Source organism: Streptomyces sp. NPDC050988 (assembly GCF_044456225.1).
In the GTDB taxonomy this organism is placed as follows: Bacteria; Actinomycetota; Actinomycetes; order Streptomycetales; family Streptomycetaceae; genus Streptomyces.
In genome coordinates this window covers 42,958-56,004 of record NZ_JBITFQ010000037.1, presented here as the reverse complement: position 1 = coordinate 56,004, position 13,047 = coordinate 42,958, and the positions used below count along the sequence as shown (strand labels likewise).

Annotated in this window: 11 protein-coding genes and 1 riboswitch; of the genes, 7 read left to right on the top strand and 4 right to left on the bottom strand. The window is 69.3% G+C overall.

The genetic code is table 11. The features are described from left to right. Positions 1 to 24: 24 nt before the first annotated feature. The 4 genes from ACIBEI_RS43285 to gcvT form a co-directional block, all read right to left on the bottom strand. Positions 25 to 1,392 (bottom strand): L-serine ammonia-lyase, encoded by a 1,368-nt coding sequence (locus tag ACIBEI_RS43285; protein ID WP_398896455.1) that lies wholly within the window; start codon positions 1,390 to 1,392, stop codon positions 25 to 27. Between the two features lie 137 nt (positions 1,393 to 1,529). Next, positions 1,530 to 2,807, bottom strand: a complete 1,278-nt coding sequence (gene glyA, locus ACIBEI_RS43280) for a serine hydroxymethyltransferase (protein ID WP_398896453.1) — start codon at positions 2,805 to 2,807, stop codon at positions 1,530 to 1,532. 13 nt (positions 2,808 to 2,820) lie between these two features. Next, positions 2,821 to 3,198, bottom strand: coding sequence for a glycine cleavage system protein GcvH (gene gcvH / locus ACIBEI_RS43275; protein ID WP_143640549.1), 378 nt, complete (start codon positions 3,196 to 3,198; stop codon positions 2,821 to 2,823). Positions 3,199 to 3,330: 132 nt separating this feature from the next. After that, complete coding sequence (gene gcvT, locus ACIBEI_RS43270) at positions 3,331 to 4,458, bottom strand: glycine cleavage system aminomethyltransferase GcvT (protein ID WP_398896451.1); 1,128 nt, start codon at positions 4,456 to 4,458, stop codon at positions 3,331 to 3,333. Between the two features lie 163 nt (positions 4,459 to 4,621). Continuing rightward, positions 4,622 to 4,727: riboswitch (glycine riboswitch) on the bottom strand. 234 nt (positions 4,728 to 4,961) lie between these two features. On the opposite strand from gcvT, the gene ACIBEI_RS43265 reads away from it, so the two are divergent. From ACIBEI_RS43265 to ACIBEI_RS43235, 7 genes are all read left to right on the top strand, one after another. Beyond that, on the top strand, positions 4,962 to 5,648 hold the full coding sequence (locus tag ACIBEI_RS43265; RefSeq protein WP_189843682.1) for an AAA family ATPase: 687 nt from the start codon (positions 4,962 to 4,964) through the stop codon (positions 5,646 to 5,648). Positions 5,649 to 5,739: 91 nt separating this feature from the next. Further along, on the top strand, positions 5,740 to 6,531 hold the full coding sequence (locus ACIBEI_RS43260; RefSeq protein ID WP_398896449.1) for an enhanced serine sensitivity protein SseB: 792 nt from the start codon (positions 5,740 to 5,742) through the stop codon (positions 6,529 to 6,531). 233 nt (positions 6,532 to 6,764) lie between these two features. Further along, on the top strand, positions 6,765 to 7,556 hold the full coding sequence (locus tag ACIBEI_RS43255; protein ID WP_398896447.1) for an enhanced serine sensitivity protein SseB C-terminal domain-containing protein: 792 nt from the start codon (positions 6,765 to 6,767) through the stop codon (positions 7,554 to 7,556). 397 nt (positions 7,557 to 7,953) lie between these two features. Beyond that, positions 7,954 to 8,967, top strand: a complete 1,014-nt coding sequence (locus ACIBEI_RS43250; protein ID WP_189843679.1) for an ABC transporter permease — start codon at positions 7,954 to 7,956, stop codon at positions 8,965 to 8,967. 61 nt (positions 8,968 to 9,028) lie between these two features. Next, positions 9,029 to 10,819 carry an ABC transporter substrate-binding protein gene (locus tag ACIBEI_RS43245; RefSeq protein WP_398896445.1) on the top strand — a complete coding sequence of 597 codons (1,791 nt, stop codon included), beginning with the start codon at positions 9,029 to 9,031 and terminating at the stop codon, positions 10,817 to 10,819. 117 nt (positions 10,820 to 10,936) lie between these two features. Further along, a complete protein-coding gene (locus ACIBEI_RS43240; protein ID WP_143640771.1) occupies positions 10,937 to 11,935 on the top strand; it encodes an ABC transporter permease in 999 nt (332 codons plus the stop codon). Then, positions 11,932 to 13,029: an ABC transporter ATP-binding protein gene (locus ACIBEI_RS43235; RefSeq protein ID WP_398896443.1), complete on the top strand. Its 1,098-nt coding sequence runs from the start codon at positions 11,932 to 11,934 to the stop codon at positions 13,027 to 13,029. Before ACIBEI_RS43240 ends, ACIBEI_RS43235 begins: the two co-directional genes overlap by 4 nt. The last annotated feature ends 18 nt before the right edge of the window (positions 13,030 to 13,047 follow it).

Here is a 13,047-nt window from a genome sequence, read left to right as displayed (position 1 = left end):
TCCACCGCCGCCCGGCCCGGTCTCTCAGCACTCGATGATGTTGACCGCCAGCCCGCCCCGCGCCGTCTCCTTGTACTTGACGCTCATGTCCGCGCCCGTTTCCTTCATCGTCTTGATGACCTTGTCGAGGGACACCTTGTGGGAGCCGTCGCCGCGCATGGCCATCCTGGCCGCCGTGACGGCCTTGACCGCGGCCATGCCGTTGCGTTCGATGCAGGGGATCTGGACGAGGCCGCCGACCGGGTCGCAGGTGAGGCCGAGGTTGTGCTCCATGCCGATCTCCGCGGCGTTCTCGACCTGTTCGGGGGAGCCGCCGAGGACCTCGGCCAGAGCGCCCGCCGCCATCGAGCAGGCCGAGCCGACCTCGCCCTGGCAGCCGACCTCGGCGCCGGAGATGGAGGCGTTCTCCTTGAAGAGCATGCCGATCGCGCCGGCCGCGAGCATGAAGCGGACCACGCCCTCCTCGTCGGCGCCGGGCACGAAGTTGATGTAGTAGTGCAGGACCGCCGGGATGATGCCGGCCGCGCCGTTCGTCGGGGCGGTCACGACGCGGCCGCCCGCCGCGTTCTCCTCGTTCACCGCCATCGCGTACAGCGTGATCCACTCCATCGCGTGGGCCAACGGGTCGCCCTCCGCGCGCAGTTGGCGGGCCGACATGGCCGCGCGGCGGCGGACCCTGAGGCCGCCCGGCAGGATGCCCTCGCGGGACATGCCGCGCGAGACGCACGCCTGCATCACCCGCCAGATGGCGATGAGTCCGTCGCGGATCTCGTCCTCGGTGCGCCAGGCCCGCTCGTTCTCCAGCATCAGGGCGGAGATCGACAGGCCCGTCTCGCGGGTGAGGCGCAGCAGCTCGTCGCCCGTGCGGAAGGGGTACTTGAGGACCGTGTCGTCCAGCTTGATGCGGTCCGCGCCCACCGCGTCCTCGTCGACGACGAACCCGCCGCCGACCGAGTAGTACGTCTTCGACAGCAGCTCGGCGCCCGAGGCGTCGTACGCCCACAGCGTCATGCCGTTCGCGTGGTACGGCAGGGTCTTGCGGCGGTGCAGGACCAGATCGTCGTCGAAGGAGAAGTCGATCTCGTGCTCGTCGAGCAGGTTGATCCGCCCCGAGGACTTGATGCCCTCCACCCGGTCGTCGGCGCCCTCCACGTCCACCGTGCGCGGTGAGGCGCCCTCCAGGCCGAGCAGCACCGCCTTGGGGGTGCCGTGGCCGTGTCCGGTCGCGCCCAGTGAGCCGTACAGCTCGGCGCGTACCGAGGTCACGGAGGACAGGACGTCCTCGGTGCGCAGCCGGCGGGCGAACATCCGCGCGGCGCGCATCGGGCCGACCGTGTGGGAGCTGGACGGGCCGATGCCGATCGAGAACAGGTCGAAGACCGAGATGGCCACGGGGACTCCTCAAAGCGGGGGTGGTGCAGAAGAACGAAAGGCGCGAAGCGCCGCGACCGGGGCGGTGGTGGTGGGTGTCGGGCGGACGGGGCACCGCGCACACCTCCCAGTGTGCGCGGTGCCCCGGTGAAACGGGACTACTGGCCCAGACCGGGGTACAGCGGGTGCTTCTCCGCCAGTGCGGACACCCGGGCCTTCAGCGCCTGCGCGTCGGCCTCCCCGAAGGTCGCGGGGGCCTTCAGCGCCTCGGCGATGACGTCCGCGACCTCGGCGAAGTCCTCGGCGGTGAAGCCGCGGGTGGCGAGGGCGGGCGTGCCGATCCGCAGGCCGGAGGTGACCATGGGCGGGCGCGGGTCGTTCGGGACGGCGTTGCGGTTGACCGTGATGCCGACCTCGTGGAGGCGGTCCTCGGCCTGCTGGCCGTCCAGCTCCGAGTCGCGCAGGTCGACGAGGATCAGGTGGACGTCCGTGCCGCCGGAGAGGACGTTCACGCCGGCCGCGCGGGTGTCGGGCGCGGTGAGCCGCTCGGCGAGGATCCGTGCGCCCTCGACCGTACGGCGCTGACGCTCCTTGAAGTCCTCCGAGGCCGCGACCTTGAAGGAGACCGCCTTGGCCGCGATCACGTGCTCCAGGGGACCGCCCTGGAAGCCCGGGAACACGGACGAGTTGAGCTTCTTCGCGAAGGCCTTCTTGGCGAGGATGATGCCGCCGCGGGGCCCGCCCAGCGTCTTGTGGGTGGTGGAGGTGACCACGTCCGCGTGCTCCACCGGGTTCGGGTGGAGTCCGGCCGCGACCAGACCCGCGAAGTGCGCCATGTCGACCCACAGGAAGGCCTCGACCTCGTCCGCGATGCGGCGGAACTCGGCGAAGTCCAGCTGCCGCGGGTACGCCGACCAGCCCGCGATGATCACCTTCGGGCGGTGCTCCTTGGCGAGCCGCTCGACCTCGGCCATGTCGACCAGGCCGGCCTCGTCCACGTGGTAGGCGACCACGTTGAACTGCTTGCCGGAGAAGTTGAGCCGCATCCCGTGGGTCAGGTGGCCGCCGTGGGCCAGGTCCAGGCCGAGGATGGTGTCGCCGGGCTGGGCCAGCGCGAAGAGCGCGGCCTGGTTGGCGGAGGCGCCCGAGTGGGGCTGGACGTTGGCGTACTCGGCGCCGAACAGCTCCTTGACCCGGTCGATGGCGATCTGCTCGGCGACGTCGACGTGCTCGCAGCCGCCGTAGTAGCGGCGGCCCGGGTAGCCCTCGGCGTACTTGTTGGTGAGGACCGAGCCCTGGGCCTCCATGACCGCGACGGGGGCGAAGTTCTCCGAGGCGATCATTTCGAGGGTGGACTGCTGACGGTTCAGCTCGGCGTCGACGGCGGCGGCGACGTCCGGGTCGAGCTCGTGGAGGGACTGGTTCAGAAGCGACATCGGTCAGGAGTCCTTAGCTGCCGGAGAATTCGGTGTACTCGTCCGCGGAGAGCAGGTCCTTCGGCTCCTCCGCGACACGCACCTTGAACAGCCAGCCACCCTCGAACGGGGCGGTGTTCACCAGCGCGGGGTCGTCCACGACGTCCTGGTTGATCTCGGTGATCTCACCGGAGACGGGCGAGTACAGATCGCTCACCGACTTGGTCGACTCCAGCTCGCCGCAGGTCTCGCCCGCGGTCACCGTGTCACCGACCTCCGGGAGCTGGACATACACCACATCGCCGAGCGCGTTGGCCGCGTGCTCCGTGATGCCGACCGTCGAGACGCCGTCCTCGGCGCCCGACAGCCACTCGTGCTCCTTGCTGTAGCGCAGCTGCTGGGGGTTGCTCATGGCCTGAATTCTCCTGTACGCGGGGGAGTGCTGATGCAGGGGGACTGGGGGTGACCTGGGCTGATGTGCTCAGGGTCACTTCATGACGCTCGCGGACCGGGGTTCACGGTCCGGCGCTCGCCGTACCAGGGTCTACTTCTGGCGCTTGTAGAACGGCAGCGCCACGACCTCGTACGGCTCGTGGCTGCCCCGGATGTCCACGCCGACACCGGGCGTGCCGGGTGCGGAGTGCGCGGCGTCGACGTACGCCATCGCGATCGGCTTTCCCAGGGTGGGTGAGGGCGCGCCGGAGGTGACCTCGCCGACGACCTTGCCGTCGGCGACGACCGGGTAGCCGGCGCGCGGCACGCGGCGGCCCTCGGCGATCAGGCCGACGAGAACGCGCGGGGGCTGCGACTCGGCCCGGGCGGCGGCCTCCGTCAGCGCCTCGCGCCCCACGAAGTCGCCCTCCTTCTCGAACTTCACGACCCGGCCGAGCCCCGCGTCGAACGGGGTGAGCGCGGTGCTCAGCTCATGCCCGTACAGCGGCATGCCCGCCTCCAGGCGCAGGGTGTCCCGGCAGGAGAGGCCGCAGGGGACGAGCCCGACCGGGGTGCCCGCGTCGGTCAGCGCCTGCCACAGCTTCTCGGCGTCGGCCGGGGCCACGAACAGCTCGAAGCCGTCCTCGCCGGTGTAGCCGGTGCGCGCGATCAGCGCCGGGACGCCCGCGACCGTGCCGGGCAGGCCGGCGTAGTACTTCAGGCCGTCCAGGTCGGCGTCGGTGAGGGACTTGAGGATGCCGGGGGACTCGGGTCCCTGGATCGCGAGCAGGGCGTACGCGTCACGGTCGTCGCGGACCTCGGCGTCGAAGCCCCCGGCCCGCTCCACGAGCGCGTCCAGGACGGTCTGGGCGTTGGAGGCGTTGGCGACGACCATGTACGTGGTCTCCGCGAGCCGGTAGACGATCAGGTCGTCGAGGATGCCGCCGTCGGCCCGGCAGATCATGGTGTACCGGGCCCGGCCGGGCTTCACGCCCCCGATGTTGCCGACCAGCGCGAAGTCGAGCAGCGCGGCCGCCTGGGGCCCGGTCACGGTGATCTCGCCCATGTGGGAGAGGTCGAAGAGACCGGCCTTCGTCCGTACGGCGAGGTGCTCGTCGCGCTCGGAGCCGTATCGCAGGGGCATGTCCCAGCCGGCGAAATCGGTCATCGTCGCGCCGAGCGAACGATGGAGGGCGTCGAGCGCCGTATGGCGCGGTTCAACGGGGGCGTTACTGCTCACGGTGGGGCTCCCAAGGCATGACGGCGAGGTCGTTCCTCCCCATCTGTCATCGGAACCTGAGAGGTTCGCCGTGACCCCCGGTCGAACGGGACGGTCACTGACTTGCACCTTGGGTGGAGCCGACGCCCTGGCGACAGGGAGAAGACCCGCTTTTCAGATGTGCCTCGCCCGCGCGGTAACGGTGCCTGAGAGATTCAAGGGAGGGACTTGCTCCTTCGGCGCCCGGACCACGTACACAAACGTGTCCGGAACTCTCCCGCGCGGATTCAAGCGGCCGGTATGCAGTTGGCGGGCACATCATTGCACGCATCGGAGCGGCGCGGCAGGGGACTCTTCGCGAGGGGGCGGTGCACGGCGTCGCGGCCGGGCCCCACGGCGTCCGCACAGAGTCCACAGGCATCCACAGTGATCTGTGACGGGGCTGTGGCAGGACGGGAACAGAAATGAGGGGACCAGCGCATTACCTTCTCTTTACACTCGACGGGGATGGGTCTCCCGACCCCATGGGGAGGACGATCAGGGTGAACAGGACCACGGCGTACGCCACGAGCGCGGCCATCGCGCTGCCCAAGCAGCCCACTGCCCCGGCCGGGGAGGCGTGCGGCCCGCTTCCGGCGCCCGTCGTCCGCGATCTGCGGGAGCGCGCGGGACACAGCCCGCACGGCCTGCGCTTCGGCACGTCCGACCTGGTGGTGGTCACGGGCCTGCCCGGCAGCGGCAAGTCGACCCTGATGCGCCGGGCGGTGACGGGCCGCCGCATCGACTCCCAGGACACCCGCGACCGCTGGGACGGCCGCCTCGCCCGCTTCCTGCCGTACGCGGTCTACCGGCCCCTGGTCCGTGCCGCGCACTACGCGGGCCTGCGCCGGGCCCTGCGGTCCGGCGAGGGGGTCGTGGTGCACGACTGCGGGACGCAGGCCTGGGTGCGCAGCTGGCTGGCCCGGGACGCCCGGCGGCGCGGCGGCGCCCTGCACCTGCTGCTGCTCGACGTGGACCCGGGTACCGCCCTGGACGGCCAGCGCGAGCGGGGCCGCGGCGTCTCTCGGTACGCGTTCGCGCGGCACCGCGGCGCGTTCGGCCGGCTGCTGCGTTCCGTGGAGAAGGGCGACCTGCCGGAGGGCTGCGGTTCGGCGGTGCTCATCGACCGGGCCGCGGCGGACGTGCTGCGGCGGGTCGACTTCGGCGACTGAGGCCCCGGTGACCGGACGGACCGCCGCGCGTGACGGCGCGTACGCGTAATCTCGACAGCCGCAGACGGCGGTTCGAGCAGGCGGTAGAGAGATGGACTTCCCGGCACACGACATTCCGGTGCAAGCGCACCCACACCCCCATGTCGGCTGGCCCGGCAACGAGTTGGAGGAGGTACTGGCCGCCTCCCTCGGCGCGGCGCCGTCGCCTTCGGCGGGGGCCCGGATCGTGGAGGTCATGGGCCGCAGCTTCATCTGGGTGCCGCTGCCCGAGGGCGGCGGCCCGCACAGCGGTCCGCTCGACCTGCCCACGATGGAGTTCGGCGGCCAGGCGTTCGTGCCGGTCTTCTCCTCGGAGCAGCAGTTCCGCCAGGTCGTCGGCGACCACATGTCGTACACGGTGGCGCCCGCCGTCGAGTTCGCGCGCGGTCTGCCGCCCCAGGTGGGCATCGTGGTGAACCCGGACGGCACGGTCGGGGTACCTGTGCCGCCGCTCGCCGTGGCCGAGCTGTGCCGGGCCGGGCGTACAGAGCTGGACGGGTCGGCGAGCGGCGGCCGGGTGCGGCTCTTCCAGCCGGACTGGCAGCACGACCCGGTGGACTTCCTGGCCGCCGCCTCCGCCGAGTTCGCCGCGACCGGTGTCGTCCTGAGCGCCCGCCGCTGTCTGGCGAGCATCGAGGGCGCCGACCCCGTGATGTTCGTCGGCGTCGAGCTGGCCCACTGGCACGACGACGCCCGCACCCTCCCCCTGGACGCCGTGGGCCGGGCCCTCGGCCAGGTCCCCGTGCCACACCCGGTGAACCTCGTCTTCCTGGACGTGGCCCAGGACCCGGTGGGCGACTGGCTACGGGCCCAGGTACGGCCGTTCTACACCCGGGCCCACTAGGCGCCCCGAAGGGGCGCGGGGAACGGCGCGCTCAGCCACACACAACCCGCAGGCTGCAGCGAACGGAAAGTCCCGAGCTCTCAACAGCTTTCCAAGCGGAGCGCAACGGTGCTGTCGGGATCGCCACTTAAGCTGGTTTCATGGCTCGGTCGGGGTGGTGCCATGTTCAAGTGAGCACGACGCCCCGTCGAATGGACCCGTATGTCAGGGATGTCACGAAGGGGCGGTAGAAGGTGAGCGCGTCGGGCACGGCCGCGGCCGGGCAGGTCGAGCACATGCTGCGCCAAGTGACGCCCGGGCGTTACGACGCCTACGAGGCGCTGTTGCGCGCTCTCGCGACCCCGTCGTCCGGCCAGGTCTGGATGCTGCTCTGGCACGGCCAGGCGGGCTCGCCCGACGCCCAGTACGGGAACATGGAGGTCGACGGCTTCGGCTACGCGCCCTGTGTGACCTCCGCCCAGGAGCTCTCGGCGAGCGGCTGGAACCGCTCGTACGAGGTGGTCGACGGGCTCGACGTGGCCCGCACCCTCTACCCCGACCACTTCGGCCTCTGGCTGAACCCGCACGCGCCGGGCGGCGGCGTCGGCATCCCCTGGCTGGATCTTCGCCGGATCGCGACCGGCCTGGAGCGGCAGCCCGCGGGCCCGCTGCGGCTGTCCGAGCCGGGCATCGAGATCCCGCAGTTCTACGCCCTGCTCACGCAGAACGCGCACCGGACCACCGCCGTCAGATCGCTCCGCCGCGCCTGGGTGCAGCCCGCGCTCGGGGCGCCGTACCTCGCCATCGGGCTCGATGTGTACGACACCAGCCCGCCCGCCGTGGACTCGGTGCGGGCGATGATGCAGCAGTCCATCAGCGCGGTGCCGGACGGCCTGCCGGTGTCGACGGTCGCGATGTCCGACGAGTACGACCCGGTGGCCCTGTGGCTGCGGATCAACGCACGGCCGTTCTACGATCGTGAGGCCCACGCGGCGCCCGCCCAGGCGCCGGCGGCCGGCGGATACGGATTCCCGGGCACCTACTGAGACGAATCGAAGCACCTGAGACGATCGGGTCGAAGTACCCGGGCGAAGCACCTGAGACGATCCGGGTCCGGTCGAGTCCAACCCGTGGAGCACCGGCTTCACCTCCCGCATCACGGGCGGGCGGTATGTCCAGATCTACGCGGGTAAATGGGCTGCGAGGCCCCTTTCGTACCAAAACTCCCGCGTCCGACCCCCGTTACCCGGCGTTCGGATAACGGAACCCTCCTGACAGCATCACGTTTGCGCATCCATTCACCGTCAGGTCTGGCAACAGATCGCCGAGGCGTTGAAGACTCCCGGTCCAGGGGGTTTCGCCCCCGTGTACGACGGACTGATCACGCCGCTACAGCGGCAAGTGTGGGCCGGCTACCGCCGGTTGAGAGGGGTCCCTGCCACGATGACGGCACCATTGCACGAGCCGACGGCCGAAGCCGCCCCGAGCGCGGCCGAGGAGGCGGCGCTCGTAGCCGGCTCCGCCGAGGCGAAGGCGGTACAGGGTCGTTCCCTCGGCCGCATCGCCTGGGAGCGCCTGAAGCGGGACAAGCTCGCCCTGACGGGCGGCGTCATCGTCCTCGTGCTGATCGCGATCGCGCTGCTCGCTCCCGTGATCACGAACCTGGTCGGGCAGGACCCCGAGACCCACCACGAGGACCTGATCGATCCGCTCTTCTCGACCCCCACCGGGTCCTTCGGTGGAATCAGCGGAGACCACCTTCTCGGCGTCGAACCGGTCAGCGGCCGCGACATCTTCGCCCGGATCGTCTACGGCGCCCGCATCTCGCTGCTCGTCGGCTTCCTGTCGGCCCTGGTGGCCGTGGTGCTCGGTACCGTGCTCGGCGTTCTCGCCGGCTACTTCGGCGGCTGGGTCGACGCCCTCATCAGCCGCGTGATGGACGGCCTGCTGGCCTTCCCGCAGCTGCTCTTCATCATCGCGCTGGTCTCGGTCATGCCGAACGAGATGCTGGGTCTGACGGGTACGGGCGTGCGCCTGTTCGTCATGATCCTGGTGATCGGCTTCTTCGGCTGGCCCTATGTGGGACGCGTGGTGCGCGGTCAGACGCTGTCCCTGCGTGAGCGCGAGTACGTGGAGGCCGCGCGCAGCCTCGGGGCCGGGCGGTTCTACATCCTGTTCAAGGAGCTGCTGCCCAACCTCGTCGCGCCCATCATCGTGTACACGACGATGATGATCCCGACCAACATCCTCACCGAGGCGGCGCTCAGCTTCCTGGGCGTGGGCGTCAAGCCGCCCACCGCCTCCTGGGGACAGATGCTCTCCTCCGCGATCGACTACTACGACTCGGACCCCATGTACATGGTGATCCCGGGTGTAGCGATCTTCATCACCGTGCTCTCCTTCAACCTCTTCGGCGACGGCGTACGCGATGCGCTCGACCCGAAGGGTTCCCGCTGAACTGCCGTACCCCCAGGGCCCCGTCATCTGTCGACGGGCCGCTACAAATCGGAGGATCCGAGTGAGTACCCAACGCACCACAGGGCGGCGCAAGCAGGCCGCGGCCGCCGCAGCCGTGGTCGCTGCGCTGCTGTCCACGGCGGCGTGCGGCGGCGGCGGCAGCGACGACGACGGCGGCTCGAAGAACGGCGCGGCCGGCTTCAACGCAGCCAACAACAAGGTCGCCCAGGCCTCCCTCGCCAAGAAGGGCGGCGAGCTGAAGTTCGCCGGCGCCCAGGACGCCGACTCGTGGGACACCACGCGCGGCTACTACGGCTTCGCCTGGAACTTCATGCGGTACTACAGCCGCACGCTGGTGACCGGCAAGGCGGAGCCCGGAGCCAAGGGCGCCGAGGTCACCCCGGACCTCGCCACCAGCACGGCGAAGATCTCCGACGACGGCAAGACCTACACGTACACGCTGCGTGACGGGGTCACCTGGGAGGATGGCAAGCCCATCACCTCCAAGGACGTCAAGTACGGCATCGAGCGCGTCTGGGCGCAGGACGTCCTGTCCGGCGGTCCGGTCTACCTGAAGGACGTGCTCGACCCCAAGGGCGAGTACAAGGGCCCGTACAAGGACACGTCCAAGGACAAGCTCGGTCTGAAGGCGATCGAGACGCCGGACGACAAGACCATCATCTTCAAGCTGCCCGAGGCCAACTCGGACTTCGAGGACATCCTCGGCCTGGCTTCGGCGTCCCCGGTCCGCCAGGACAAGGACACCAAGTCGAAGTACGGCCTGAAGCCCTTCTCCTCCGGCCCGTACAAGTTCCAGTCGTACACGCCGAACAAGAAGCTGGTCCTGGTCCGCAACGAGAACTGGAAGCAGTCCTCGGACCCGATCCGCAAGGCGTACCCGGACAAGATCTCGCTGACGCTGTTCACCAACGCCAATGACATGGACCAGCGTCTGATCAACGGCGACTACGACCTGGACATCGGCCAGACCGGTCTGTCCCCGCAGGGCCGCACCACCGCCCTGAAGCAGCACAAGGCCAACCTGGACAACCCGGTCTCCGGCTACATCCGCTACGCGGTCTTCCCGCAGAGCGTCAAGCCGTTCGACAACGTGCACTGCCGCAAGGCCGTGATCTACGGCGCCGACCACGAGTCGCTGCAGACCGCTCGCGGTGGCCCGGTCGCCGGTGGCGACATCGGCACCAACATGCTGCCGCCGTCCGTCCCCGGTTCCGAGGGCCAGAAGTACGACCCGTACGAGTCGGCCACGACGAACAAGAACGGCAACGTCGCCAAGGCCAAGGAAGAGCTCAAGGCCTGCGGTCAGCCGAACGGCTTCAAGACCACCATCGCGGTCCGTAACAACAAGCCGGTCGAGGTCGCAACGGCCGAGTCCCTCCAGGCCTCGCTGAAGAAGGTCGGCATCACCGTCGACATCGACCAGTTCGACGGTGCCCAGACCACCGGCATCATCGGTAGCCCCGAGAACGTGAAGAAGAAGGGCTACGGCATCATCATCATGGGCTGGGGTCCGGACTTCCCGACCGTCCAGGGCTACGGCATGCCGCTGTGGGACAGCAAGTACATCCTCGAGAGCGGCAACAACAACTTCGCCCTGATCAAGGACAAGTCGATCGACGGTCTCTTCGACGACTACGTCAAGGAGCTCGACGAGGCGAAGAAGGTCGAGATCTCCACGGAGATCAACCACAAGGTCTCGGAGGGCGCGTACTACCTGCCCTTCGTCTTCGAGAAGTTCATCAACTGGCGCTCCAGCCGGCTCGCGAACGTCTACACGACCGACAACTACAGCGGTCAGTACGACTTCGTGAACCTCGGCCTGAAGAAGTAACACCGACCGGCGCACCCGCCATACGGCACGAAAGGCAGGTGAAGGCCGGCGCGGCGTGACCCGCGGGCCACCGGACAACCTCCGGTGGCCCGCGGCACCGCCGCCGGGCCGAGAGCAGTGCTCGCATACCTCATCAGGCGGCTCTTCGCCGCCGCAGTGATGCTGGTGGTCATCATTCTGGTGGTCTTCGGCATCTTCTTCCTCGTCCCCCGCTGGGCGGGCGTGGACCCGGCCACGATGTTCGTGGGCAAGCAGGCCGACCCCGCGGCGATCGAGGCCGTGCGGCAGAAGCTCGGTCTGGCCGACCCGATCTTCGTCCAGGTCTGGGAGTTCTTCAAAGGCCTCTTCGTCGGGCGCACCTACGCGGCCGGCGGCGACGTGACGAACTGCGCGGCGCCCTGCTTCGGCTACTCCTTCCGTAATGAGCAGGCCATCTGGCCGGTGCTCACCGACCGCTTCCCAGTGACCCTGGCTCTCGCGCTCGGTGCCGCCTTCCTGTGGCTGATCTTCGGTGTCGCGGCGGGCGTGCTCTCCGCGCTCAAGCGCGGTTCCCTCTGGGACCGTGGCGCGATGATCGTCGCCCTCGGCGGCGTCTCGCTCCCCATCTACTTCACCGGCCTGCTGTCGCTCGCGATCTTCAGTTACGGACTGGGCTGGATCGACGCCCAGTACGTACCCATCGAGGAGAGCTTCACCGGCTGGTTCGGCGGCATGATCCTGCCCTGGGTCACGCTGGCCTTCCTCTACGCGGCGATGTACGCCCGGATCACCAGAGCCACCATGCTGGAGGTCCTGGGCGAGGACTACATCCGCACGGCCCGCGCCAAGGGCCTGCGCGAACCCGTCGTCATCGGCAAGCACGCGATGCGGTCCACCATGACGCCGATCCTCACCATGCTCGGCATGGACCTCGGCGCCCTGATCGGCGGCGCGATCCTCACCGAGACCACGTTCAGCCTTCCCGGTCTCGGGCAGGCGGTTCTCAAGGCGATCAGCGACAAGGACCTGCCCGTCATCCTGGGCGTCACGCTGATCACCTCGCTCGCGGTGATCGTCGCGAACCTCCTGGTGGACCTGCTGTACGCCGTGATCGACCCCCGCGTGAGGCTCTCATGACCGAACTCAGCAAGAGTGGAGCCGCGGTGGGCGAGCCCGTCAAGGACTCGCCCGCCCCCTCCGCCTTCCTCGAAGTCCGCGACCTGAAGGTGCACTTCCCGACCGACGACGGCCTGGTCAAGTCCGTCGACGGGCTCAGCTTCACGCTGGAGAAGGGCAAGACCCTCGGCATCGTGGGCGAGTCGGGCTCCGGCAAGTCGGTGACCTCGCTCGGCATCATGGGCCTGCACACCGCGGGCCAGTACGGCAAGCGCAAGGCGCAGATCTCCGGCGAGATCTGGCTCGACGGCACGGAACTGCTCTCCGCCGACCCCGACTACGTGCGCAAGCTGCGTGGCCGCGAGATGGCGATGATCTTCCAGGACCCGCTGTCGGCGCTGCACCCGTACTACACGATCGGCCAGCAGATCGTGGAGGCGTACCGGATCCACCACAAGGTCGACAAGAAGGTGGCGCGCAGGCGTGCCGTCGAGATGCTCGACCGGGTCGGCATCCCCCAGCCCGACAAGCGGGTCGACAGCTATCCGCACGAGTTCTCCGGCGGTATGCGCCAGCGCGCGATGATCGCGATGTCGCTGGTCAACAACCCCGAGCTGCTGATCGCGGACGAGCCGACGACCGCCCTGGACGTGACCGTCCAGGCGCAGATCCTCGACCTCATCCGGGACCTGCAGCAGGAGTTCGGCTCCGCGGTCATCATCATCACCCACGACCTGGGCGTCGTCGCCGAGCTCTCCGACGACATCCTGGTGATGTACGGCGGCCGCTGCATCGAGCGGGGCCCGGCCGAGAAGGTCTTCTACGAGCCCAGGCACCCGTACACGTGGGGTCTGCTGGGTTCCATGCCGCGTCTTGACCGTGAGCAGACCGAGCGGCTGATCCCGGTCAAGGGCTCCCCGCCCTCGCTGATCAACATCCCGTCGGGCTGCGCCTTCAACCCGCGCTGCTCGTACGCGGACGTCCCCAAGGACAACGTCACCCGCACGGTCCGCCCCGAGCTGACCGAGGTCGGCAGCCAGCACTGGGCCGCCTGCCACATGACGCAGGAGCAGCGGGAACGGATCTGGACCGAAGAGATTGCGCCGAAGCTGTGAGTGACAAAGCAGAGGACA

Bases quoted from the DNA above. Each gene is read 5' to 3' on its own strand.
- glyA (WP_398896453.1), bottom strand. From the start codon at position 2,807: ATGTCGCTTCTGAACCAGTCCCTCCACGAGCTCGACCCGGACGTCGCC.
- ACIBEI_RS43235 (WP_398896443.1), top strand. From the start codon at position 11,932: ATGACCGAACTCAGCAAGAGTGGAGCCGCGGTGGGCGAGCCCGTCAAG.
- ACIBEI_RS43260 (WP_398896449.1), top strand. From the start codon at position 5,740: ATGGACTTCCCGGCACACGACATTCCGGTGCAAGCGCACCCACACCCC.
- ACIBEI_RS43265 (WP_189843682.1), top strand. From the start codon at position 4,962: ATGGGGAGGACGATCAGGGTGAACAGGACCACGGCGTACGCCACGAGC.
- ACIBEI_RS43250 (WP_189843679.1), top strand. From the start codon at position 7,954: ATGACGGCACCATTGCACGAGCCGACGGCCGAAGCCGCCCCGAGCGCG.
- gcvH (WP_143640549.1), bottom strand. From the start codon at position 3,198: ATGAGCAACCCCCAGCAGCTGCGCTACAGCAAGGAGCACGAGTGGCTG.